22 protein-coding genes are annotated in these 24318 nt (G+C 68.2%); 8 read left to right on the top strand and 14 right to left on the bottom strand.

From position 1 onward, the window contains the following. Nucleotides 1–5: 5 nt before the first annotated feature. The 3 genes from NP80_RS01405 to NP80_RS01395 form a co-directional block, all read right to left on the bottom strand. A complete protein-coding gene (locus NP80_RS01405; RefSeq protein ID WP_045592821.1) occupies nt 6–1271 on the bottom strand; it encodes an ABC transporter permease in 1266 nt (421 codons plus the stop codon). Nucleotides 1272–1401: 130 nt separating this feature from the next. Beyond that, complete coding sequence (locus NP80_RS01400) at nt 1402–2448, bottom strand: ABC transporter substrate-binding protein (protein ID WP_006398886.1); 1047 nt, start codon at nt 2446–2448, stop codon at nt 1402–1404. Nucleotides 2449–2539: 91 nt separating this feature from the next. Further along, a complete protein-coding gene (locus NP80_RS01395; RefSeq protein WP_045592819.1) occupies nt 2540–3646 on the bottom strand; it encodes an ABC transporter ATP-binding protein in 1107 nt (368 codons plus the stop codon). Nucleotides 3647–3813: 167 nt separating this feature from the next. On the opposite strand from NP80_RS01395, the gene pdxR reads away from it, so the two are divergent. Continuing rightward, nucleotides 3814–5286, top strand: coding sequence for a MocR-like pyridoxine biosynthesis transcription factor PdxR (gene pdxR, locus NP80_RS01390; protein WP_006407401.1), 1473 nt, complete (start codon nt 3814–3816; stop codon nt 5284–5286). 20 nt (nt 5287–5306) lie between these two features. Here pdxR and NP80_RS01385 read toward each other — a convergent pair whose 3' ends face one another. The 3 genes from NP80_RS01385 to NP80_RS01375 form a co-directional block, all read right to left on the bottom strand. Next, the gene (locus NP80_RS01385) at nt 5307–6635 is read right to left on the bottom strand and encodes an aspartate aminotransferase family protein (RefSeq protein WP_006409192.1); all 1329 of its coding nucleotides are present in this window, start codon (nt 6633–6635) and stop codon (nt 5307–5309) included. Next, entirely contained in the window at nt 6625–7713 is a 1089-nt protein-coding gene (locus tag NP80_RS01380) for a phosphotransferase (RefSeq protein WP_006407399.1), read from the bottom strand. Before NP80_RS01380 ends, NP80_RS01385 begins: the two co-directional genes overlap by 11 nt. A 230-nt stretch (nt 7714–7943) precedes the next feature. Continuing rightward, nucleotides 7944–8408: a DUF1269 domain-containing protein gene (locus tag NP80_RS01375; RefSeq protein ID WP_035946006.1), complete on the bottom strand. Its 465-nt coding sequence runs from the start codon at nt 8406–8408 to the stop codon at nt 7944–7946. A 196-nt stretch (nt 8409–8604) separates the two neighbouring features. Here NP80_RS01375 and NP80_RS01370 point away from each other — a divergent pair, with 196 nt between their 5' ends. Next, entirely contained in the window at nt 8605–8823 is a 219-nt protein-coding gene (locus tag NP80_RS01370) for a DUF6566 family protein (RefSeq protein WP_006398879.1), read from the top strand. 11 nt (nt 8824–8834) lie between these two features. Here the strand turns inward: NP80_RS01370 and NP80_RS01365 are convergent, their stop codons facing one another. Together NP80_RS01365 and NP80_RS01360 are read right to left on the bottom strand one after the other, a co-directional pair. Beyond that, a complete protein-coding gene (locus NP80_RS01365) occupies nt 8835–9029 on the bottom strand; it encodes a hypothetical protein (RefSeq protein WP_006398878.1) in 195 nt (64 codons plus the stop codon). A 119-nt stretch (nt 9030–9148) separates the two neighbouring features. Then, a complete protein-coding gene (locus NP80_RS01360) occupies nt 9149–10675 on the bottom strand; it encodes an FAD-dependent oxidoreductase (protein ID WP_006407395.1) in 1527 nt (508 codons plus the stop codon). A 212-nt stretch (nt 10676–10887) separates the two neighbouring features. On the opposite strand from NP80_RS01360, the gene NP80_RS01355 reads away from it, so the two are divergent. After that, nucleotides 10888–12048, top strand: coding sequence for an NAD-dependent formate dehydrogenase (locus NP80_RS01355; protein ID WP_006407393.1), 1161 nt, complete (start codon nt 10888–10890; stop codon nt 12046–12048). Nucleotides 12049–12060: 12 nt separating this feature from the next. Here NP80_RS01355 and NP80_RS01350 read toward each other — a convergent pair whose 3' ends face one another. The 6 genes from NP80_RS01350 to NP80_RS01325 form a co-directional block, all read right to left on the bottom strand. Next, nucleotides 12061–13485, bottom strand: coding sequence for an aminotransferase-like domain-containing protein (locus NP80_RS01350; RefSeq protein WP_006407392.1), 1425 nt, complete (start codon nt 13483–13485; stop codon nt 12061–12063). Between the two features lie 305 nt (nt 13486–13790). Beyond that, on the bottom strand, nt 13791–14063 hold the full coding sequence (locus NP80_RS01345; RefSeq protein ID WP_006409196.1) for a hypothetical protein: 273 nt from the start codon (nt 14061–14063) through the stop codon (nt 13791–13793). A gap of 11 nt (nt 14064–14074) precedes the next feature. Then, nucleotides 14075–14530 carry a DUF1269 domain-containing protein gene (locus NP80_RS01340; protein WP_045592817.1) on the bottom strand — a complete coding sequence of 152 codons (456 nt, stop codon included), beginning with the start codon at nt 14528–14530 and terminating at the stop codon, nt 14075–14077. 99 nt (nt 14531–14629) lie between these two features. After that, the gene (locus NP80_RS01335; protein ID WP_006407388.1) at nt 14630–14821 is read right to left on the bottom strand and encodes a hypothetical protein; all 192 of its coding nucleotides are present in this window, start codon (nt 14819–14821) and stop codon (nt 14630–14632) included. A 74-nt stretch (nt 14822–14895) separates the two neighbouring features. After that, the gene (locus NP80_RS01330; protein WP_006411264.1) at nt 14896–15348 is read right to left on the bottom strand and encodes a phosphate-starvation-inducible protein PsiE; all 453 of its coding nucleotides are present in this window, start codon (nt 15346–15348) and stop codon (nt 14896–14898) included. Between the two features lie 31 nt (nt 15349–15379). Then, nucleotides 15380–15709, bottom strand: a complete 330-nt coding sequence (locus NP80_RS01325) for a helix-turn-helix domain-containing protein (RefSeq protein WP_006411266.1) — start codon at nt 15707–15709, stop codon at nt 15380–15382. Between the two features lie 408 nt (nt 15710–16117). Here NP80_RS01325 and NP80_RS01320 point away from each other — a divergent pair, with 408 nt between their 5' ends. From NP80_RS01320 to NP80_RS01300, 5 genes are all read left to right on the top strand, one after another. Then, entirely contained in the window at nt 16118–17179 is a 1062-nt protein-coding gene (locus NP80_RS01320; protein WP_035947774.1) for a Dyp-type peroxidase, read from the top strand. Further along, entirely contained in the window at nt 17176–17991 is an 816-nt protein-coding gene (locus tag NP80_RS01315) for a family 1 encapsulin nanocompartment shell protein (RefSeq protein WP_006407383.1), read from the top strand. The genes NP80_RS01320 and NP80_RS01315 overlap by 4 nt, the downstream gene beginning before the upstream one ends. Nucleotides 17992–18093: 102 nt before the next feature. Next, nucleotides 18094–18363 carry a hypothetical protein gene (locus NP80_RS01310; protein WP_006407382.1) on the top strand — a complete coding sequence of 90 codons (270 nt, stop codon included), beginning with the start codon at nt 18094–18096 and terminating at the stop codon, nt 18361–18363. A 626-nt stretch (nt 18364–18989) separates the two neighbouring features. Continuing rightward, nucleotides 18990–21842, top strand: coding sequence for an ATP-dependent Clp protease ATP-binding subunit (locus NP80_RS01305; RefSeq protein ID WP_045592815.1), 2853 nt, complete (start codon nt 18990–18992; stop codon nt 21840–21842). Between the two features lie 174 nt (nt 21843–22016). Beyond that, nucleotides 22017–24296, top strand: coding sequence for an FdhF/YdeP family oxidoreductase (locus NP80_RS01300; RefSeq protein ID WP_035946910.1), 2280 nt, complete (start codon nt 22017–22019; stop codon nt 24294–24296). Nucleotides 24297–24318: the final 22 nt, after the last annotated feature.

Here is a 24318-nt window from a genome sequence, read left to right as displayed (position 1 = left end):
CGCGCTCAGCCGAGGCTCACGTTGGTGCGCGTGAAGCGCCCGTACACCGCATACAGCACGAGCGTCGCCGCGAGCAGCAGCCCGCCGAGCGCACACGCCATTCCCCAGTTGATCGTCACGTTCGTGAAGTACGCGACGTAGTAGCTCACCATCTGATCGTTCGGGCCGCCGAGCAGCGCCGGCGTGATGTAGTAGCCGATCGCGAGGATGAACACGAGCAGCGCGCCCGCGCCGACGCCCGGATACGTCTGCGGCACGTACACGCGCCAGAACGCCGCGAACGGATGGCTGCCGAGCGAGACGGCCGCGCGCTGGTAGGTCGGCGGAATCGACTTCATCACGCTGTACAGCGGCAGGATCATGAACGGCAGCAGGATGTGCGTCATCGAGATATAGACGCCCACGCGATTGAACAGCAGCGCGAGCGGATGCGCGATCAGGCCGCTGCCGATCAGCGCCTTGTTGATCAGCCCTTCGTTCTGCAGCAGCACGATCCACGCGGCCACGCGCACGAGCACCGAGGTCCAGAACGGAATCAGCACGAGGATCATCGCCAGGTTCGCGCGCCGCTCCGACAGCGTCGAGATCCAGTAGGCGAGCGGATAGCCGAGCAGCAGCGCGAACAGCGTCACGGCGATGCCGATCACGAACGTGCGACCGAAGATCGCCAGATAGATCGACTGATCCGGATCGGCGTGCACGATGTTACCGAAGCCGTCCTGCTTGTGATCGAGCGCGGCCAGCAAATAGAACGGCGAATAGGCGCTGCCGTTTTTGGCGATGGCCTGCCAGTAGGCGATCTCGCCCCAGCGCGCATCGAGTTCGAGCAGTTTGCCGCGCGTGCCGGCCGGCGTCAGCGCCGTGCCATCGTCGCTTTTCAGCGGCATCGCGCGCGCCGTTTTCGCGACGAGCGAGCGATAGCCGGGAATCTCGGTGTTCAGCCGCCGTGCGAGCGCACCCATCGCGTCGCTGTCGGCGACTTTCGTCATGTCGGTGGCGAGCGCCGCGTAAGCGGCGTCGGCGGGCGGCGTCTTGCGGTCCCACTTCGACAGCGCGGCGACCGTGTTCGGCAGCGCGGCGGCGATCTCGGGGTTCTGCACCGCGCGCGTGAGCAGCGTGCCGATCGGCACGACGAACACCAGCAGCAGGAAGATCGCGAGCGGCGCGATCAGCAGCAGCGCCATCGTGCGCTTGCGCGCTTCGGCGGCTTTCAGTTCACGCTTGAGCGCGGCCGTCGACGTCGGGGAAGAAGCGATCGTCATCGTGTTCAACGGAGGTGTCTCCGGACCGGACCGCGAACCGCGACTCGCGGTCCGGCGGAAAGCCGTGCGATGCGTACCGCTGCATCGCACGGCGGACAACGTCAGTGCCTGGACGCGCACGCGCCCGCGCACTGCGGACTCACTTCGACGCCCACGCGGCGAAGCGCTGCTCGAGCTCGTCGCCGTGGTCGGTCCAGAAGCCGATGTCCTGCAGCACGGCGTTCTTGCCGTTGGCCGGCGAATTCGGCAGATTCGCGAGCGTCTTCGCGTCGAGCGACTTGATCGCGGCGAGGTTCACCGGGCCGTACGCGATGTGCTGTGCATATGCCTGCTGCGGCTTCGGCGTCAGCGTGTAGGCGATGAACTGCTCGGCGAGCGCCTTGTTCGGCGAACCCTTCGGAATCGCCCAGTAGTCGAGATCGTAGATGCTGCCGTTCCACACGATCTTCAGGTTCTTGCCTTCCTTGCGCGCCGCGTCGATGCGGCCGCTGAACGCGGTCGACATCACGACGTCGCCGGCAACGAGGAACTGCGGCGGCTGTGCGCCCGCTTCCCACCACTGAATGTTCGGCTTCAGCTCGTCGAGCTTCTTGAACGCACGATCCTGGCCGGCCTTCGTGTTCAGCACCTTGTAGACGTCCTTCGGCGCGACGCCGTCGGCCATCAGCGCGAACTCGAGGTTGTAGCGTGCACCCTTGCGCATCGCACGCTTGCCGGGGAATTTCTTCACGTCCCAGAAATCGGCCCAGCTCGCCGGTGCGGTCTTCAGCTTGTCGGCGTTGTACGACAGCACCGTCGACCAGACGAAAATGCCCGCGCCGCAGGTCTGGTACGCCTCGGGAATCAGATCGGTCTTCTTCGCGATCTTCGACCAGTCGAGCTTCTCGTAAAGGCCTTCGTCGCAGCCGCGGCCGACGTCGCCGGACTCGACGTCGACGACGTCCCAACTCACGTGCTTCGCCTCGACCATCGCCTTCACCTTCGCCTGCTCGCCGTTGTATTCGACGGCGGTGACCTTGTTGCCGGTCGCCTTCTCGAACGGCTGGTTGAAAGCGGCCTTCTGCGCATCGCCGTTCGCGCCGCCGAAGTTGACGACCGTCAGTTCGGCAGCGGATGCCGACGCGCCGAATGCGGCCAACGTCAGCGCAACGGCAATGCGGCGTGCGGTAAAGCGGGTTCGATTCATGGTGGTTCCTCTCCGGTCGCGGTGAAAATGCGTAGTGGCGGTGATCGACGACAACTGACAGACTGCGGGGAAACCGGCGGCCGCGCCGGCGTTACGCGAACACGCGCAGATGCGCGGGCGCGAACGACAGCGAAACCGGCGCGCCGGGGAAAAAGTTGTCGAGCGCTTCGGTGCCGAGCGGCACCTTGACGAAGCACTCGCCTTGTCCGGGCACGGCGCAACGCATGCGCACATGATCGCCGAAATAAATCAGCCCGAGCGCTTCGCCCGCGACGCGATTCGCGGCGACGTCGTGCGGGGCCGGCGGTTCCGGCTCGCGGGAAAGACGCATGCGTTCCGGACGGATGCACGCGATTGCGGCTGCGCCGGGCGCGGCATTCGCGACGTTGCGCCCGACGAGGCGCGTGCCGTCGCCGAGCCGCAGCTCGCAGAACTCGCCGTCGACGCGCGCGATCGTGCCGCGCAGCCGGTTGCTGTCGCCGATGAAGTTCGCGACGAATTCGTTGCACGGCGATTCGTAGAGCCGGTCCACCGTGTCGAGCTGCTGCACGATGCCCTTGTCGAATACCGCCACGCGGTCCGACATCGTCAGCGCCTCGCCCTGATCGTGCGTCACGTAGACGAATGTCACGCCGAGCTTCTCGTGCAGCGCCTTCAGCTCGTACTGCATGTGCTCGCGCAGCTGCTTGTCGAGCGCGCCGAGCGGTTCGTCCATCAGCACGAGCTTCGGCTCGAACACCAGCGCACGCGCGAGCGCAATGCGCTGCTGCTGGCCGCCGGACAGCTGCGCCGGATAGCGCTTCGCGAAGCGCTCCATCTGCACCATCTTCAGCGCATGTGCGACGCGCTCGGCGCGCTCGCCCGCCGGCAGCTTGCGCACCGTCAGCGGATAGGCGACGTTCTGCTCCACCGTCAGATGCGGAAACAGCGCGTAGTTCTGGAACACCATGCCGATGTTGCGCTTGTGCGGCGGCACGTGATTGAGCAGCTCGCCGTCGAGGCGGATTTCGCCGCCGGTCGGGAATTCGAAGCCCGCCAGCATCATCAGGCACGTGGTCTTGCCCGAGCCGGACGGCCCGAGCAGCGTCAGGAATTCGCCGCGGCGAATGTCGAGATCCAGCGATTTGACGACGAGCGTCTCGCCGTCGTAGGTCTTTCGCACGCCGCGAAAACTGACGATCACATCATCGGCCTTCATTCTGTTGGTCTCCTGCGAAGCCGTGTCCGATGCATCGCGCGCATGCCGGCGCCGTTCTCGTTCTACGTATTCGGCGGCCGCCGGTTACCCCGCGCGCGTGAATTGACTATAGCAATCAATGGCTATAGCCTGTATAGCCAAATCGCACTCGATGATAATGCCATTTCATGCGAGCCGTCCTGTTGACCGACCTGTTGGCGCGCGCATTGTCCGATGGCGGCAGCGATACGCTGCAGCACCGGATCTACGACGTCGTGCGGCGCGGTGTGCTGGATCATACGCTCGCCGCGGGGCAGAAACTGCCGTCGTCGCGCACGCTCGCGCAGGAACTCGGCATTTCCCGGATCACCGTCTCGCTCGCCTACGATCGACTGATCGCCGAGAACTATCTCGTCGCGCGCACCGGCAGCGGCACGTTCGTCGCGCCGACGAGCCCGCGGCCGCTGAGCGGCCCCGGCGAAATCGTGCATACGCGCCATTCGATGACGCTGTCGCAGCGCGGCGCGATGCTCGACCGGCTGCCGGGCGGCGTCACGCAAAGCTACGGCCCGTTCGTGCCCGGCGTCGCCGACACGCCGATGTTCCCGTTTCACGTATGGCGCCGGCTGATCGCGCGGCATATCGGCAAGGGCGACCTGTCGCTGTCCGGCTATGCGCTCGACGGCGGCTACGCGCCGCTGCGCGCCGCGGTCGCGCGCTACCTGAAGATCTCGCGCTCGGTCGTCTGCGAGCCCGAGCAGGTCATCATCACGTCCGGTACGCACCAGTCGATCGATCTCTGTGCGCGGCTGCTCGCCGATCCGGGCGACGTCGCGATCGTCGAGAACCCGTGTCACTGGGCGTTCCCGACCGTGCTGTCGGCCGCCGGCCTCGAACTCGTCGCGAGCGCGATCGATGCGGCCGGCCTGTCGCTGAACGACATCGATACGCCGGCGCGCGCGCGGCTGGTCGTGACGAGCCCGTCGCACCAGTATCCGACCGGCGCCGTGATGCCGCTGTCGCGCCGGCTCGAACTGCTGCAGAGCGCACGCACCCGGAACCTGTGGGTGATGGAAGACGACTACGACAGCGAATTCCGCTACGACGGCATGCCGCTGCCGTCGCTTCAAGGACTCGACAGCGACGCGCGCGTGATTTACGGCGGCACGTTCAGCAAGGCGATGTATCCGGGCGTGCGCATCGCCTATCTGGTCGTGCCCGCGCATCTGGCCGACACGTTCGCGAAGGCCTGCGCGAAGCTGTACCGCCCCGGCCAGCTGCACATCCAGGCCGCGCTCGCCGACTTCATCGACGACGGCCACTTCGCGCAGCACGTGCGGCGGATGCGGATCGAATACGCGCAGCGTCAGCAGTTGCTGCGCGACGCGCTGCATGCGGAATTCGGCAGCACGATCCGGCTGTCGGACGCGCGCGCGGGACTGCATCTGTTCGCGAGCTTCGATGCGGACGTGTCGACGCGTGCGCTGACCGACGTCGCGCGCGCGGACGGCCTGATTCTCGGCCGGCCGCATTTCGTCGCGCCGCACGCGCTCGCCGATCGCAGCATCGTGCTCGGCTACGGCGGCGTCGCGCAAAGCGCGATCGGCGATGGCGTGAAGCGGCTCGGGCGCGCGTATGCGCGCACGCTCGAGGCGACGTAGCCGCGGCTGCGCGCGAACCGTCACAGGGCGGCGAGCGCGCCGTCGGCGGCCGCGAGCAGCAGATCCGCGTGTTCCTGCGTAAACGGCAGCAGCGGACGGATCTTCAGCACGTTGCCGCGCACGCCGGTCGCGCTGATCAGCACGCCGCGCTCGCGCATCAGATTGACGACGCGCTGCGTCTCGTCTTCGGCCGGCGTCTTCGCGTGGCGGTCGCGCACGAGCTCGACGCCGAGGAACAACCCGTCGCCGCGCACGTCGCCGATCAGGCCGTGCTTGCGCGCGAGCGTGCGGAACCCTTCGCGCAGATACGCGCCGATCCGGCTCGCGTTCGCCTGCAGACCGTCGTTGACGATCACGTCGAGCGTCGCGGCCGCCGCCGCGCACGACACCGGATTGCCGCCGAACGTATTGAAATAGCGCGTGTCCTTGCCGAACCGCTCGAGCACCTCGGCGCGTGCGGCGAGACCGGCGATCGGATGACCGTTGCCCATCGGCTTGCCCATCGTCACCAGATCCGGAACCACGTCGTGCCGCTCGAAGCCCCACATCTTCGAGCCGGTACGCGCGAAGCCGGCCTGCACTTCGTCCGCGATGAAGACGCCGCCGGCCTGCCGGATCGCCGCGACCGCACCCTGCAGAAAACCGCGCGGATCGGCGAACACGCCGTCGCTCGTGAACAGCGTGTCGACGATCAGCGCGGCGGGCCGCACGCCGTGCCGCACGAGGTCGTCGATCGCGCGCTGCACGTCGCGTGCGAACCGCGCACCGACGTCGGCGTCGTCGCCGCGATACGTGTCGGGCGGCGCGACCGCGCGCACGTGCAGGCCGAGCGGCACGTGCCGGCCTAGCGACGGCGAGATCTCGGCGATCGCGGCCGTCACGCCGTGATAGGCGAGCTGCGTGACGATCACGCCGGTGCCGCCCGTGTACTGCTTCGCGATGCGCAGCGCGAGATCGTTCGCCTCGCTGCCCGTGCAGGTGAACATCGCCTGCGACAGCGCGTCGGGCATCGTGCGCAGCAGCCGTTCCGCGTAATCCAGTATGCCGTCGTGCAGATAGCGCGTATGGGTGTTCAGCGTGCTCGCCTGCTTCGCGATCGCCTCGACGACTTCGGGCCGGCAATGGCCGATCGACGCCACGTTGTTGTACGCGTCGAGATATGCGCGGCCCGCGCTGTCGTAGAGCCACACGCCTTCGCCGCGCACGATGTGCAGCGGCGTTTCGTAGAACAGCCGGTACGCGGGCCCGAGCACGCGCGCACGCCGCTCGACGAGCGCACGCGCCTGCGCGTCGAGTGCCGATGCGCGCTGCGGGTCGAACGCGTTGAGCATCGCCGGATCACTGCGCATGAAGATTCTCCTGTTCGCGGCGGATCGCGTCGCCGATGATGCGCGCCGCGTCGCCGTCGGGCAGTGCGGCGAGCCGGTGCAGGCCCGTCCACGACAGCGCATTGTTGCGCAGGATGTAGGCGCTGTTCTCGGGATGCTCGCGCGCGCGCCAGCCCGTGATCAGTACCGTCATCAGCAGCCGCGCGACGATCAGCTCCGGCAGCACCGCCAGTTCGTCGCCGCTCAGCGGGTTCGCGCGGTGGTACGCGCAGATGCAGTCGACGGCCGTCTCGAGCGGATTCGTCGTATCGGCAAGCTGATACGACGACGCGACCGCGAGCTCGTTGACGAGCGGCGCGTGCACCATGTCGCCGAAATCGAGGATCGCGGTGATGCGGTCGGTGTCGGTCTCGTCGACGAGCACGTTGTACGGGTTCAGATCGTTGTGAATCACCTGACGCCGCAGTGTCGTCATGCGGCGCGCGGTGTGTGCGTCGTGGCGGTCGAGCAGATGGCGCGCGAGCGCGCGCGGCTCGCCGCCGTCGACGTAGTCGAGCAGCGGGCGCAGCTGCGACAGATGCTGGATGTCCCACAGCAGCCGGTGCCCCGCATGCGCGTGCGTAAAGCCGCGCAGCGCGCGGTCGAAGCGGCCGAGCGCGGTACCGAGCGCGCGGCGCTGCCGTCGCGAGCGCTCGACGCGATGCAGCGGGATGCCGGGCGCGAACGTGATCATCCGCACTGCCTGGCGCGCGTGCTCGCCCGCGACGTCGCGCCAGTGAATGTAACGGCCCGACCGGTCGCGCATCAGCCGCGGCACCGGCAGCGCCGCGTCGGCCTCGATCACCTGCAGCTGCGCGAACGTCTGGAACTCCGTCACGCCCGCCTGCTCGGCCGGATGCGTGAGCTTCAGCACGTACGACGCGCCGTCCGCCGCGTCGATGCGGAAATTCTGGTCGCGTTCGCTCGCCAGCGCGCTTGCCGTGCCGACGATCCCGAACGCGTCGGCCGCCAGCGCCTCCGCTTCGTCGATGCCGATGCGCGGCGATGCGACGGAAAACAGCGTGTCGTGCCTGAGCGGGCCGGCGGCGGCATCATGCATCGTCGCCTCCTGCCGGCCGGCATGCGCCCCCGCCGCTCGATGAATCGACCTTCACGCGCGTCATGTTCGCCCTCGCTCGTCGTATGGATGTCGAGCGAACTCTAGAGCACACTGGCTTTATGGCGAATAGCCACTTGTCGTCAAGTTATAAGGCCACTTTGGTAGCGACGGTGGGCGCGGTCGCTGGCTGGGACGTTCGGCCGTCCCGCTGCGGCGGCGGACGCCGGCCGTCAATCGGGCTCGGCGTCGGCCGCGCCGTCGCGCGCCTTCGAGATCGCCTCGACGAGCTTCAGCTCGTCGTCGAGCGACAGCGTCGTGTCGAGCACGTCACCGCCGAAGGGCGCGAGTGCGGCGCCGAGCCGGACGACGTCCAGTTGCGTGACCGCGAAGGCGAGCGTCACGGTGCCCGCGCGCACCTTGCGCGCGACGCGCCCGATCAGCGCATCGTCGACCGGCCGATCGCGCAGCGCATCGAGCGATGCGTCGATGCGCGCGAACGCGTCGGCGAGCAGCGAACCGTGCGACACGCGTGCAGGATCGGCCGCGTGCGCGGTCCGGCTACCGTCGCGCGCACATTCGACGATCACGACGCCCGACAGCGCGACCGTCTGCGCGTCGCGCAGCGCGGCGAGCGCCGCGAGCGCGCGATGCGCCGTGTCGAGATCGGGGTAGGACAATGCAATCAGCGTATTCATCGGCAACTCCGGCTGGAGGTGCGTCGCGCCGCAGGCGGCAGGCCGGCGGGGCACGCCTGCATCGCGACCGCCGCAACGGCGGTCCGCCTCGCCCATCGGAGGATGGTCGTCATCGGCTTCGGATGCAACGTGCGCGCGGCGCTGGTACGATCGTCGCACCGAAGCGACGATCACGATCGATGGAGGGTTTCGAACGATGCACGCCAGCGAAATGTTCATGGGTCACGAGATTCGCGTCGAGGCGACGCGCAACGAACGCGGCGCGTGGGTCGCGCACGTGCGGATCTTCCGCGACGGCGCACCGGTCGACCTGCCGGCGCCCGAGCTCGTCACGCCCGAATGGCTCACCTGCGACGAGGCGCTGCGCGGCGGCCTCGACCAGGGGCGCATCATGCTGAAGACGCACGACCGCTGAGCGCGACGCGCTCATCGTTCGCCGCCGGGCCGCGCGGGCGCACGCACGCAGCGGCCCGCATCGAACGCGTCGCGCATCAGCCGCGATACGTCGTCCAGCGTCAGCTCGACCGACGTCGAGCCCGCAGTGTCGCGATCGACGATCCGATGACCGATGTTGCGCTCGGCGATCGCGTTGAGCAGTGCGTCGACCAGATACTTGTCCATTCCGTTTCCCGTCAGGCTCGCGCATTCGTTGCGTACGCAACGTTGCCGAAGCCGTTTGCGTCAAGACCGATGCCGTGCCGGACGCGCGCGATGGCGCCGCCTGCGCACGGCCTTCGCCGTCATCCGCCGGCGATCTGCGTTTCGAGCGCCGCCTCCGCACGCAGACAATCGAGATCGCGGCCGATCGTCGCGACCGCGAGCCGCACATCGCCGCGCCAGTAGCTGACCGAGCCGTCGTGCGCGCGCAGGTCGCCTTCGATTTCGACGCGATCCCAGTGCTCCGCATGGCCGACATAGCGAATCGTCATGTCGTAGTGCTGCGTCCAGAAGAACGGCACCGCATCGAACGGCCGTTGCCGGCCGAGCATGTTGTGCGCGGCCGTGCTGCCCTGCCGTTGCGCGACGACCCAGTGCTCGACGCGAATGCGCTCGCCCGTCAGCGGATCGGGCCAGCGCGCGATATCGCCGGCCGCATAGATGCCGGGCGCGCTCGTCTGCAGATAGCGGTCGACGCTGACGCCGCGGTCGACCTCGAGGCCCGCGTCCTGCGCAAGCGCGACGTCCGGCTGAACGCCGATGCCGACCACGACGAGATCGGAAGGCAGCACGTCGCCGGTCGACAGCGTCACGCGATCGTGCTCGATCCGCGCGAGCGTCGCGCCGAGATGAAACACGACGCCGTGCGACTCGTGCAGCGCGCGCACCGCATCGCCGAGCGCGTCGCCGAGCACGTGCGCCATCGGATGCGAACCGGGCGCGACGACGTGCACGTCGAGCTTGCGCGTGCGCAGCGCGGCGGCCGCCTCGAGCCCGATGAAGCTTGCGCCGACGACCACGCAGCGGCGCGCGGTCGCAAGCCGCGCGATCAGCGCATCGCAGTCCGCGCGCGAACGCAGCACGCACACGTGCGGCAAATCGGCGCCCGGCACCGTCAGCCGGTTCGGTACGGCGCCCGTCGCGAGCAGCAGCGCACCGTAGCCGAGCCGGCTGCCGTCCGCGAGCTCGACCGCACGCTGCGCGGCATCGATGCGTGCGACGCGCGTGCCGCAGCGCAGGTCGATCTTCCTGTCCGTGTAGAACGACGGCGCGCGCAGCGGCAGCCAGTCGGCCTCGGCCGTGCCGGCCAGATAGTCCTTCGACAGGTTCGGGCGATCGTACGGCGGTTCGTCGTCGGCGCTGAGCAGCGTGATCGCGCGCGTGTAGCCTTCGTCGCGCAGCGTGACCGCGGCCGAGATCGCGGCCGCCCCGCCGCCGACGATGACGATCGACTCGGGCGCCTCGATCGGCGCGGGCGACGGTGCCGACGCGCGCGCATCGACGACGACCGCGCGGCCGTCGCGACGTTCGACGCGCCAGCATTTGAGTCCGTCGAGCGCGGGCGCGCGCAAGCGTGCGCCGCTACGCAAACAGAAGGCCGCGTGATGCCACGGGCAGCGCAGCGTGTCGCCGACCAGCAGCCCTTGCGCAAGCGGTGCGCCGTAATGCGGGCACTGCGCGCCGACCGCGAACAGCGCATCGCCGCGCCGCACGAGCAGCACGGCTTCGTCGCCGACGCGGCCTTCGATCATGGCGCCGTCCGCGATGTCGTCGAGCGCGATGCCTTGCGCGAGATCGGAACGCGGCGCCGAGGAGGCGTTTCCAGACATGGGATCGCTCCCGCACGGTTCGTCAACGCTCCCATTATCGGCGTCCTTCACGAAAAGAACAGGTACAGCGCGCGCCGCAGCGCACGCAAACGCGACTGTAGCTTGTGCGCGATGCGCGGCCGGCGTAGAACGTCAGCACCGTTGCGGCGCAGCACGCCGCATCGGCGGCGCGCCTGCCGCGCCGCTGTCCCGACCCGCGTCCGGAGTGCATGATGGCGACCGTCCTCTGCGTGCTGTACCCCGACCCCGTCGACGGCTATCCGCCGCGCTACGTGCGCGACACGATTCCCGTCATCACGCACTACGCGGACGGCCAGCTCGCGCCGACGCCGTCCGGGCCGCCCGGTTTTCGGCCGGGCGAACTCGTCGGCTCGGTATCGGGCGCGCTCGGCTTGCGCGACTATCTGGCGGCGCACGGTCATACGCTGATCGTGACGAGCGACAAGGACGGCCCCGACTCCGAATTCGAGCGCCGGCTGCCGGAAGCGGACGTCGTGATTTCGCAGCCGTTCTGGCCCGCGTATCTGACCGCCGAGCGGATCGCGCGCGCGCCGAAGCTGCGGCTCGCGCTGACTGCGGGCATCGGCTCCGATCACGTCGATCTCGCGGCGGCCGCCCGCGCGGGCATCACCGTCGCGGAAGTCACCGGATCGAACAGCGTCAGCGTCGCCGAGCATGTCGTGATGACGACGCTTGCGCTCGTGCGCAACTATCTGCCGTCGCACGCGATCGCGCAGCAAGGCGGCTGGAACATCGCCGACTGCGTATCGCGCAGCTACGACATCGAAGGCATGCATTTCGGCACGGTCGGCGCCGGCCGCATCGGGCTCGCGGTGCTGCGGCGGCTGAAGCCGTTCGGGCTGGCGCTGCACTATACGCAGCGGCATCGGCTCGATCCGGCGATCGAACACGAACTCGCGCTGACCTATCACGCGGACGTCGCGTCGCTCGCGAGCGCGGTCGACATCGTGAATCTGCAGATTCCGCTCTATCCGTCGACCGAGCATCTGTTCGATGCCGCAATGATCGCGCGCATGAAGCGCGGCGCGTATCTGATCAACACCGCGCGCGCGAAACTCGTCGATCGCGACGCGATCGTGCGTGCGGTCGCCTCGGGCCATCTTGCCGGCTACGGCGGCGACGTGTGGTTTCCCGAGCCCGCACCGGCCGATCATCCGTGGCGCGCGATGCCGTTCAACGGGATGACGCCGCATATCTCGGGCACGTCGCTATCCGCGCAGGCGCGCTACGCGGCCGGTACGCTCGAAATTCTGCAGTGCTGGTTCGAGCGCCGGCCGATTCGCGAGGCCTACCTAATCGTCGACGGCGGCACGCTCGCGGGCACCGGCGAGCAGTCGTACCGGCTCACGTGACGCGCGGCGCGCTCAGCCGACGCGCGCGGCCGCGAGCTTGCCGACCGTAATCACGGCTTGCTCGATTTCCGGCGACCACGGGCTGCTGTAGTTCAGCCGGATGAAGTTTCGATAGTTGTCGGTGATCGAGAACATGTAGCCGGGCCCGATCGTGATGCCTTCGTCGAGCGCGAGCTGATACAGCCGCATCGCGTCGACTTGCGCGGGCAACTCGATCCACAACACGTAGCCGCCCGCCGGGCTCGAGATGCGCGTGCCTTCCGGAAAGAAACGCGACACCATCGCGCGCATCAGGTTCGCCTGCTGCGCATAGGCCTTGCGCAAGCGCCGCAGGTGATGCTCGTAGCCGTCGCGTTCGAGAAACTCGGCAATCGCGAGTTGCGGCAGCGACGGTGTTGCGAGCGTGTTCAGGAATTTGAGTTTCTCGACCTGTTCACGATAGCGCCCCGGCAGCGCCCATCCGATCCGGTACGCGGCCGTCAGGCTCTTCGAGAACGACGAGCAATGCAAGACGATGCCTTCCCGGTCGAACGATTTGAGCGCGCTCGGATGCGCATTGCCGAAATACAGTTCGTTGTACACGCCGTTTTCGATCAGCGGCATGTTCACGCGCGTCGCGAATTCGACCAGCTCGCGCTTGCGCTCGTCCGGCATCTGAAAGCCCAACGGGTTCTGGAAGTTCGGCATCACCATGCACGCGGCGATCGGCTGCGATTTCGCGATCGCCGCCAGCGCCGCGATGTCGATGCCGTATTCCGGATGCGTCGCAACCTCGATCGCCTTCATCCCCAGTCGCTCGATCGCATGCAGCATCGCGTAGAACGTCGGCGACTCCACGGCAATCGTGTCGCCCGGTTTCGCGACCGCCTGCAGACAGAGATTGATCGCCTCCGTCGCGCCCACCGTCACGATGATCTCGTTCGGATCGACCGACATGCCGTTTTCGAGGTAGCGCCGTGCGATCTGCCGGATCAGCCGCGGATGGCCGGGCGGCAGCCCGTCGGTCACGCCCCACAGCGACTTGTCGCGCCCGGCCGCATACGCGTAGCGGTTCAGCTTCTCGAACGGAAACAGGCTCGGGTCCGGATACGGCGAGCCGAGCGGCACCGCGTCGTCCGTGCCGATCGAGCGCAGCGTCGACAGCACGAGCCGGCTCACGTCGACCGACGACGAAATCGCGATCGGCTTCGACGGACGCAGTTCGCGTACCGGCGCATGCGCGTCGTCGCGGCGCAGGTTCACGAAGTAGCCCGACTGCGGCCGACTTTCGAGCAACCCGCGGCTTTCGAGCAGCAGGTACGCATGCAGCACGGTCGTGATGCTGATCCGATGCTGCTGGCTTGCCTGCCGCACCGACGGCACACGATCGCCGTGCCGGTACACGCCTTGCCGAATGAGTCTCTCGATGTCGTTCGCAAACTTCTCGTAGAGCTTCATCCGCCTCGCCTCGTCGGCGATGATCGGACGGGCCCCGCGTCGGCGCGCGGCGCGCGCCTGCATCGTCGCACGAGGCCGGAAAGCCGCGCACGGCCCGCGGCATGCGGGCTCGGGCATCGTCCAGTACCGTAAGTGAAGGCGGGTAGCAATGCGGATTCCATCGTGACAAGGATCGGCATCCTACTGCGTCAATTCGGCGAATGTAAGTGACAGTTTCGCGGGCCGACGCGAATTTCATCGGGTGTAATGAACAGATCGGCGCACCGCGCGACGCCTTCGTTGCCGCGCGATGCGCACGCGTGCGCTCACGCGTCGTCGACGTCGTGCGCGTCGTGGTCGATCGCGACCTTGCATGCGCCGACGACGACCGTCAGCTGCGCCGCGTCGAGCGCTTCGACCCATCGGCGAATCTGCAGGCACCGGCCGGTGCCGGGATCGGCGACGCGTTCGGCATCGTCGGTGCTCACGTCGACGGCCGCGATCGCGCGGTTGGCCGGCAGCGGCGACAGCGGCGCCGAGATGTCCAAGCGCCGGTATGTCTGTTCGATCTGCATCGCTTCCTCGCGATCGGCATGCATCGACGCCGTGCTCAGCCGAGCGCGTGGCGCATCACCTTGCCGCCGAATCCCGTCACGACGTTGTCGACCGAGAACGGCGTCGCCTCCTTCGCCTCGAGAATCACGGCGGCGCTGGCGGGTGCGAGCGTCGCCGCGACCGATTCGACGAAGCGGCCGTCGAGCAGCGCGCTGCCCGCCGCATCGGCGAGCACGCCCGCGCCCGCACCGGCGGCGAAGCCTGTCACGACGCCCAGCGGGCCCGCGAGCAGGCCGAGCAGCGCGCCGGCGATCGCGCCGATCGCGCCGCCGCGAAACGGCCGCGCCTGGGCGTCGAGCACCGCGAGCTTGCCGGCCGCATCGCGTTCGACGACGACACCGTTGTCGATCGTGAATCCTTCGTTCTTCTCCGACAACGCGTCGAAATCGTTCGCCGCGCGTCGGGCCAGGTCCGCGCTGCCGAATACGGCAACGATCAGTTGCTTGCTCATCCGATCCCCCTCGTTTGCAAGGCGCGCCCCGCCGCGGCGCGACGGTTCGGCGCGGGCGCTTGCCGGCCGGCGCGAAGCAGCCGCGCGGCCGGCGTGCGTTCAGATGCCGGTTGCGCGTTCGCGGGCGCGTGCGGCATCGACATACGCACGTGCGGCCGCGGCCTGCATCGCCGCAGCCGGTTCAGGCTGCGCGCCGGCCGCGTCGTGCGCAGCGCGCGCCTGCCGGTACGCCTGCTCGGCCGCGTGCTGCAAGTCGATCGCGCGCGCGAAGTCGTTCGCGTTCGTCGTCATGCGTGAGCCTCCGTCGTGCGCGTCGCGCCGCGACGCCGTGCCGTTTGCCAACCGAAAGCTTGCGCGTGCGTCGATCACCGGCTCGCACGCACATCGTCCTCGACGTCGCCGACTTCGGCCGGATACCGGTGCTGGCCGAAACTGAGGATCAGCACGCCGAGCGCGAGCAGCACGATGCCGAACGTCGTCATCAGCATCCGCGCGGGGCTGTCGGTCGCGCCGCGCAGGATCAGGTCGCGCGCGAGCGACGTCATCGCGATGAACAGCGGAAAGCGCACCGGTAGGCGGCCGAGCCGCAGATAGCGCACGTCCATCGCGAGCACTTCGAGATACAGGAACATCAGCAGCAGGTCGGTCAGCGACACCTCGCCCGCGAGCACGACCTTCCACGCCTCCTGCGCCATCGCGAACGCCGTCGCGAGGCCGATCACGATCAGCCCCGCGAGTTCGGCCGCATGGAGAAAATGGCCGAAGCGGCGGCGAATGCGCTCGGCGGGCGAACAGGCGACGGTGGACGTATTCAGCATGTTTCGTGATTCGATGGAAAACGCGCGCAGCTCAGCGACGCGCCGCATGCAGCGCGTGCGGCGCAGCGCGGCGCGCCTCGGCGACGTGTGCGTCGGGCGGCCGGATGCCGGCATCGGCCGTCGCATCGTCGACGGCCGACAGCGTGCGAACGCAACACTGATGAAACGCGATGCCGGCATCGGTGCATGCGATGCCGTCATCGGCGCAGCGCAACAGCAGACGGCAGCCGAGATAGCGTTCGAGGCCGTCGATCCGGTCGCTCACGTGCGCGGCGGCGAGCTTCAGTTCGGACGCCGCACCGGGCAGTCCGCCGTGCTCGACCACCGCAACATAGATGCGCATCGCTTCAAGCAGATTCATCGTCGTGCTCCTCGTCGGCGGCCGAGCGAACCCAATCTACTGCACGCCACCTGCACAAACAAGAGCACAGCCGCGCGTGCGGCAGGAGTACAGCCGCGCATCGGCACGATGGATTCGGTGCATGGTTTGCGCATTCGCAGGACAGATCGGCGATACGTGTTCCAAAGACTCGCCGAAGCTGCTAGATTGCAGGCTCGACCGCGCGATGCGAAGCGAACGTCGCGCACCGGGCGCATGCGCCGCGCCCGCGTGCATCGCTTTTCCGCATGCGCGGCGATTGCGCCGCATTGCGCGTTGCGACCGTACGCAGCGCGTTTCATCCGCATGTCATACAAGAGAACAGTCGCATGACCGAGTTCATCCGTTTCCGTTCGCGCGCCGCGGCAGCCGCGCGCCGTCCTTCCCGACATGACTGACCGGCAGGCCGCGATGGAAACACGTCCCCCGCTCTCCCAGGCCGTCCACAGTCCGATCACGCGCAGCGCGATCTTTCTCGTCGCGACGATCAATCCCGGCGACGCGCATGCCGACACGATCCGCTCGTGGTGCGGCGACATCGCCGCGCTTGTGCGCTCGGTCGGCAAGCGCGTGCCGGGCGGCAACCTGTCGTGCGTCTGCGGCTTCGGCTCGGACGCATGGGACGCGCTGTTCGGCGCACCGCGTCCCGCGGCATTGCATCCGTTCCGCGAATTCGGCGCCGGCCAGCGCGTCGCGATCGCGACGCCCGGCGACATCCTGCTGCACATTCGCGCCGATGCGATGGACCTCTGCTTCGAGCTCGCGACGCAACTGCTCGCCGCGCTCGGCGATGCGGTGACCGTCGTCGACGAAGTGCACGGCTTTCGCAACTTCGACCAGCGCGCGATGATCGGCTTCGTCGACGGCACCGAGAATCCGGAAGGCCGCGATGCGGTCGACTTCACGGTGATCGGCGACGAGGATGCGCCGTTCGCCGGCGGCAGCTACGTCATCGTGCAGAAGTACCTGCACGACATGGCCGGCTGGAACGCGCTGCCGGTCGAGACGCAGGAGCGCATCATCGGCCGCACGAAGCTGTCCGACATCGAGCTGGCGCCGGACGTGAAGCCGTCGTCGTCGCACAGCTCGCTGACGACGCTCGACGAGAACGGCAAGGAAGTGAAGATCCTGCGCGACAACATGCCGTTCGGCCGGCCGGGCGCCGGAGAATTCGGCACTTATTTCATCGGCTATGCGCGCTCGCCGGCACCGATCGAGCAGATGCTCGAGAATATGTTCGTCGGCCGCCCGCCGGGCAACTACGACCGGCTGCTCGATTTCAGCCGCGCGGTTACCGGCTCGCTGTTCTTCGTGCCGTCGGCCGACCTGCTCGACGCGCTGCCCGACCGCGCCGCACCCGTCGAGGCCGCGGAGGCCGCCCCGTCATCGAACGAGCCGCACCGCGACGGCTCGCTGAAAATCGGATCGCTCAAAGGAGTCAAAAGCGTATGAACAATCTGCACCGCGAACTCGCGCCGATCTCCAGCGCCGCCTGGGAGCAAATCGAGGAAGAAGTCGCGCGCACCTTCAAGCGTTCGGTGGCCGGCCGCCGCGTGGTCGACGTCGAAGGCCCGAAGGGGCCCGAACTCTCGGCCGTCGGCACCGGGCACCTGCGCGACGTCGCGGCGCCGCGCGAGCACGTCGATGCGCGGCTGCGCGAGGTGCGCACGATCGTCGAGCTGACGGTGCCGTTCGAACTCGACCGCGCCGCGATCGACAGCGTCGAGCGCGGTGCACGCGACGCCGACTGGCAGGCGGCCAAGGAAGCCGCGCAGCGACTCGCGTTCGCGGAAGACAGCGCGATCTTCGACGGCTATCCGGCCGCCGGCATCGTCGGGATCCGCGAAGGCACGTCGAACCGCAAGCTCACGCTGCCGAGCGACGTCGGCGCCTATCCGGACGCCATCAGCGATGCGCTCGAGGCGCTGCGCCTCGCGGGCGTCGACGGCCCGTACTCGGTGCTGCTCGGCGCCGACGCCTATACCGCGCTCAGCGAGGCGCGCGATCAGGGCTATCCGGTCATCGAGCACATCAAGCGGATCGTCAGCGGCGAGATCGTCTGGGCGCCGGCGATCAGCGGCGGCTGCGTGCTGTCGACGCGCGGCGGCGATTACGAGCTTCATCTCGGCGAAGACGTGTCGATCGGCTATGCGAGCCACACCGACAAGGTCGTTCGCCTGTATCTGCGCGAAACCTTGACGTTCCTGATGCTGACGAGCGAAGCGTCGGTCGCGGTCGCGCCGGCTGCCGGCACGGCCGCCTGATGCGCCGCCCGCGCGCGATGCCGGCCCGGCGTCGCGCGCTTTGCGGCCGCACCGCGGCCGCCCGTTCGTCGCCGATCGAACCCATCCCGCATGGAGGGAATCATGAGCGATACGAATGATGCAATGCAGAAGCTGCAAGCCGCCGTCGACGGGCTGAAGCAAACCGTCGACGCCAACGCCGGCAGCCGGGCCGCCGAGGTCGCCGTGCTGTTCACCGTCGTGTCGCTGATGCTGGCCGAACTGCCGCCCGACACGCGCAATCTGATCGAAGATTCCTTTTCCGTATGGGCCGACGGTCTGTCGGACGCCGCGTTGTCCGCGAGCGTCAAGCAGATCGCGCGACAGCGGCTCGCGATGACGTTCGACGCGTGACGCCGCCGCGTCGCGCGCGAGCGCCGGCCGGCTCGCGCCATGCAAGCCGCCCTCTTCGTCGCCGCTTGCGCGGCGCACAGCGGTTGCGCCGCCCGCGCGCCCGCCCCTGACACACCGGCCACCGCAGCCGCCGCGCGCCGTCGCGCGCTCGCGCTCGCGCTGCGGTTTCCCGCGCGCATCGTCCGCCCCGCACCGCCGCCCGGCGCGTTGCGCGCCGAGGTCGCGGCACGCGCCGCACGCGCCGCCTGGCGCCGCCTTTCCCCTCGTCCTGCGCCGCGCCCGCCCGTGCGGAGCTGCGCACGCGCGTCTGTACTCCTCGCGGCCCGCGTTCGCGCGCATGCGAGGGTGCAATTTGCCGACGGACCGACACGGAACTGTGTCTTGGATGGCTTGCGGCGATTCGCTATTTTGAACGCAGTCGAAGTCGAGCCGCGGGCTCCACGAAGCGCGCGCGTACGCGGTGCCGAACGCCGTCGCCGGCTGCCGCGTCGCGCGCTGCGCGACGGTACGGGCGCCGAGCGCGCGCCGCCGCGCCGCGCCGCGTGTCGCGGTCAGCACGTTCCGTTGCCGCCACGCATCGGGACGTCGCCCTTCGATCCACTTTCATTGACAGGAGCCAGACCACCATGCCCGCACTTTGCGACATCTGTCACGCCCGGCCCGCCGTTGCGCGCGCCACCGTGATGCAGGACGGCGAACGCAAGACGATCTCGATCTGCGACTATCACTTCCGGCAGCTGATGCGCCATCAGAGCATGCTGAATCCGTTCGACTCGCTGCTCGGCGGCGGTCCGTCGTCGCTGTTCGGCGGCCTCGGCGAAGCATCGCCGCTCGCCGCGGAAATCCCGCGCGAATCGGTCGATCCGACCGACGCGTTCAGCGAGCAGACGCTCGAGCTGCTGCAGCGCGCGGCCGAGAAGGCACACGAGCTGCGCCGCAACGAACTCGACACCGAACACCTGCTGTACGCGCTCGCCGACACCGACGTATGCGCGGCACTGCTGAAGGAACTGAAGCTGTCGCCGCAGGACATCAAGGCCTACATCGACGAACATGCGCACACCGGCAACGCCGATCCGGACCAGTCGCTCGAGAAGCTGTCGATCTCGCCGCGCGTGAAAAAGGCCGTGCAGTACGCGTTCCAGGCGTCGCGCGATCTCGGCCATTCGTACATCGGGCCCGAGCATCTGCTGATCGGGCTCGCATCGGTGCCGGACAGCATCGCCGGCACGCTGCTGAAGAAATACGGCGTGACGCCCGAGGCGCTGCGCCAGAAGGTCGTGAAGGTCGTGGGCAAGGGCGCCGAAGACGGCCGCGTCGACACGCCGACCGGCACGCCGAATCTCGACAAGTTCGGCCGCGACCTGACCGCGCTTGCACGCCAGGGCAAGCTCGACCCCGTGCTCGGCCGCGCGCAGGAAATCGAAAACGCGATCGAGGTGCTCGCGCGCCGCAAGAAGAACAACCCCGTGCTGATCGGCGAGCCGGGCGTCGGCAAGACGGCGATCGTCGAAGGGCTCGCGCAGCGGATCGTCAATGGCGACGTACCGGAAGTGCTGCGCGGCAAGCGCCTCGTCGAGGTCAACATCAATTCGATGGTCGCCGGCGCGAAATATCGCGGCGAGTTCGAGGAGCGCGCGAAGCAGCTGATCGACGAGGTCACCGCGAAGCAGGACGAACTGATCCTGTTCATCGACGAGCTGCATACGATCGTCGGCGCGGGGCAAGGCGGCGGCGAAGGCGGGCTCGACATCGCCAACGTGCTGAAGCCGGCACTCGCGCGCGGCGAGCTGAGCCTGATCGGCGCGACGACGCTGAACGAATACCAGAAGTACATCGAGAAGGATGCGGCGCTCGAGCGGCGCTTCCAGCCCGTATTCGTGCCGGAGCCGAGCGTCGAGCAGACGATCGTGATCCTGCGCGGTCTGCGCGACAGCCTCGAAGCGCACCACCAGGTCACGTTCTCCGACGACGCGTTCGTCGCCGCCGCCGAATTCGCGGACCGCTACATCACGTCGCGCTTTCTGCCCGACAAGGCGATCGACCTGATCGATCAGGCGGCCGCGCGCGTGCGGATCGGCGCGACCTCGCGCCCGGTCGACATCCAGGAAGACGAAGCGCAGATCGCGCAGCTCAAGCGCGAGCAGGACTACGCGACCTCGCGCAAGCGCTTCGACGAGGCGAAGCAGTTCGAAGAACGGATCAACGCGAAACAGAAGGCGCTCGACGAGAAGATGGAAGCGTGGCAGCGCAAGACCGGCTCCGAGACGCTCGAGGTCACGGTCGAATCGGTCGCCGAGGTCGTCTCGCGCCTGACCGGCATTCCGGTGTCCGAACTCACGCAGGAAGAGCGTCAGAAGCTGCTGAAGATGGAAGAGCAGCTGCGCGAGCGCGTGGTCGGACAGAACGACGCGGTGGTCGCGGTCAGCGATGCGGTGCGCCTGTCGCGCGCGGGGCTCGGTCAGACGCATCGGCCGATCGCGACGTTTCTGTTCCTCGGGCCGACCGGCGTCGGCAAGACCGAGCTCGCGAAGGCGCTCGCCGAAAGCGTGTTCGGCGACGAGCAGGCGATCATCCGGATCGACATGTCCGAATACATGGAGCGGCACGCGGTCGCACGGCTGATCGGCGCGCCGCCCGGCTACGTCGGCTACGACGAAGGCGGTCAGCTGACCGAGCGCGTGCGGCGCCGCCCGTACAGCGTGATCCTGCTCGACGAGATCGAGAAGGCGCATCCGGACGTCTACAACGTGCTGCTGCAGGTGTTCGACGACGGCCGGCTCACCGACGGCAAGGGACGCGTCGTCGACTTCAGCAACACGATCATCATCGCGACGAGCAACCTCGGCGCGGCGATCATCATGGACAACCTCACGCAGCCGGAAGCCGCGCGCAAGACCGACAAGGCGATCCGCGAAGAACTGATGCAGGTGCTGAAGGGCCACTTCCGCCCCGAGTTCCTGAACCGGATCGACGAAGTGATCGTGTTCCATGCGCTGTCGAAGGAGAACATCCGCTCGATCGTGCAGATCCAGCTCGATCGCGTCGTACGCACCGCGGCCGCGCAGGACATCCAGCTCGTGATGGGCGAATCGCTGATCGAGCATCTGACCGAAGCGGGCTATCAGCCGGAATTCGGCGCGCGCGAACTGAAGCGTCAGGTGCGGCAGACGATCGAGACGCGGCTCGCGAAGGAAATCCTCGCGGACGCGCTGAAATCCGGCGATCGCGTCGAGGTCGACTACGACAAGGGCCGCGGCGAAGTGACGTTCAACAAGCTGGCGCCGGACGAGGCGAAGGATGCGAAGGCCGCCAAGCAGGCCGGCAACGGCAGCGCGAAGGGCAACGGCAGTGCCGCTGCCGCCGACGGCCGGCCCGACGGCGAGGCCGGCGCGAGCGACGGCGCGCCGGCCGAGGTGCCGCCGCCCGCGAAGAAGTCCGGCAAGAAATCGTCCGGCGCGAAGAAGGACGCGCCGTGAGGCCCCGGCCGGTTGCGCGGCGGCACGTCGCCGCGCGCGCCGGCCGCCGATGAACCCGCGCGGCCCGACATCGGGGCGCGCATGAGCGTCTGCGTCCGCCGGGCGCAGACGTCCCCGCCGTCGCACGGCGCAACCCGGGCTGCCCGCACGGCGGCGCAGCTGATGGAGAATCACATGACAAATCGACGCGAAGTGCCAGGCATCAGGAAGTACGACGGGCCCGCCGGCGGTTGGGGCGCGCTTCGCGCGACAGCCGAGGCCGTCCGCACGCAGATGGAGACCATCGAGGCACCGATCACGCTGATGCGCACCAACCAGCCGGACGGCTTCGACTGTCCCGGCTGCGCGTGGCCGGACAAGGAGCACAAGTCGACGTTCCAGTTCTGCGAGAACGGCGCGAAAGCCGTCACGTGGGAAGCGACGACCAAGCGCGTGACGCCCGAGTTCTTCGCGGCGAATACGGTTTCCTCGCTGCTGCGCATGTCGGACTACGAGCTCGAGAACATGGGTCGGCTCACGCATCCGCTCGTCTACGATCGCGCGACCGACACGTTCCGCGCGGTCGAATGGGACGACGCGTTCGCGCGCATCGGCGAAGTGCTGCGCGCGCTGCCGCCCGAGCAGATCGAGTTCTATACGTCGGGCCGTGCCTCGAACGAGGCCGCGTACCTGTATCAGCTGTTCGCGCGCGAACTCGGCACGAACAACTTCCCCGACTGCTCGAACATGTGCCACGAGCCGACGAGCGTCGGGCTGCCGCAGTCGATCGGCATCGGCAAGGGCACCGTGTCGCTCGAGGATTTCGACCGGTGCGAGCTGATCATCTCGATCGGCCACAATCCCGGCACGAACCATCCGCGGATGATGGGCACGCTGCACGAATGCGCGCGCCGCCACGTGCCGATCATCGTGTTCAATCCGCTGCGCGAGCGCGCGCTCGAACGCTTCGCCGATCCGCAGGACATGATCGAGATGGCGTCGTTCGGTTCGACGCGGATCGCATCGACGTACTATCAGGTCGATGCGGGCGGCGACGCGGCCGCGCTGAAGGGCATCATGAAGGCGCTGCTGCAGCTCGAGGCCGAGCGCGGCGACGTGCTCGATCGCGCGTTCATCGCGCAGCACACCGAAGGCTTCGACGCATTCGCGGCCGATCTCGAAGCGACGTCGTGGGACGACATCGAGCATGCGAGCGGGCTCAGCCAGGCACAGCTCGAACAGGTCGCGCTCGCCTATGCGAAGTCGAACGCGACGATCGTCACGTACGGGATGGGCGTCACGCAGCACAACAAGGGCACCGCGAACGTGCGGCTGATCGCCGATCTGCTGCTGCTGCGCGGCAACATCGGCAAGCCGGGCGCCGGTATCTGTCCGCTGCGCGGCCATTCGAACGTGCAGGGCAACCGCACGGTCGGCATCACCGAAAAGCCGTCCGCCGAGTTCCTGAAGAAGCTCGAGGACGTGTTCGGCTTCACGCCGCCGTCGCATCACGGTCACGACGCGGTGCAGGCCATGCAGGCGATGATCGACGGCACCGCGAAGGCGCTGCTCTGTCTCGGCGGCAATTTCGCGGTCGCGCTGCCCGATCCCGAGCAGTCGTTCCCCGCGATGTCGAAGCTCGATCTGAGCGTGCATCTCGGCACGAAGCTGAACCGCTCGCATCTGCTCGTCGCGAAGGAGACCTACATCCTGCCGGTGCTCGGGCGCACCGAGCTCGACGTGCAGGCCGGCGGCCCGCAGTCGGTGACGGTCGAGGATTCGATGTCGATGGTCCATGCGTCGGCCGGCAAGCTGAAGCCGGCCTCCGAGCATCTGCGCTCGGAGCCCGCGATCGTCGCCGGCATCGCGCATGCGACGCTGCCGAACAGCAAGGTCGCATGGCTCGACCTGATCGCCGACTACGACCGGATCCGCGATCTGATCGACCGCACGATTCCCGGCTTCGAAGCGTTCAACGAACGGATCCGCACGCCGGGCGGCTTCCGGCTGCCGCTGCCGCCGACCGAACGCGTGTGGCCGACGCCGACCGGCAAGGCGATGTTCTCGGTGTACAAGGGCGTCGCGGAAGACGCGGAAGTGCTCGGCGGCGAGCAGGTGCTGCGGCTCATCACGCTGCGCAGTCACGACCAGTACAACACGACGATCTACGGGCTCGACGATCGCTATCGCGGCGTGTTCGGGCGGCGCGACGTGCTGTTCATGAATCCGGCGGATCTCGAGAAGTACGGTCTCGAGCACGGCGATCTCGTCGACATCGAGACGATCAGCGCGTCCGGCCGCACGCTGCGTCTCGAGAAGATCACCGCGATCGAGTACGACATCGCGCCCGGCTCGGTCGGTGCGTACTACCCGGAAGCGAACGTGCTCGTGCCGCTCGACTATATCGACAAGGAAAGCGGCACGCCGTCGTACAAGTCGGTGCCGGTGCGCGTCGTGCGCTCGGCGACCGTCTGAGCGGCGGGCCGGCGCGCGGCAT

This window comes from Burkholderia multivorans ATCC BAA-247 (assembly GCF_000959525.1).
Classification (GTDB): Bacteria; Pseudomonadota; Gammaproteobacteria; order Burkholderiales; family Burkholderiaceae; genus Burkholderia; species Burkholderia multivorans.
The sequence above is the reverse complement of the archived record's forward strand: the minus strand, read 5'-3'. Positions and strand labels throughout refer to the sequence as shown.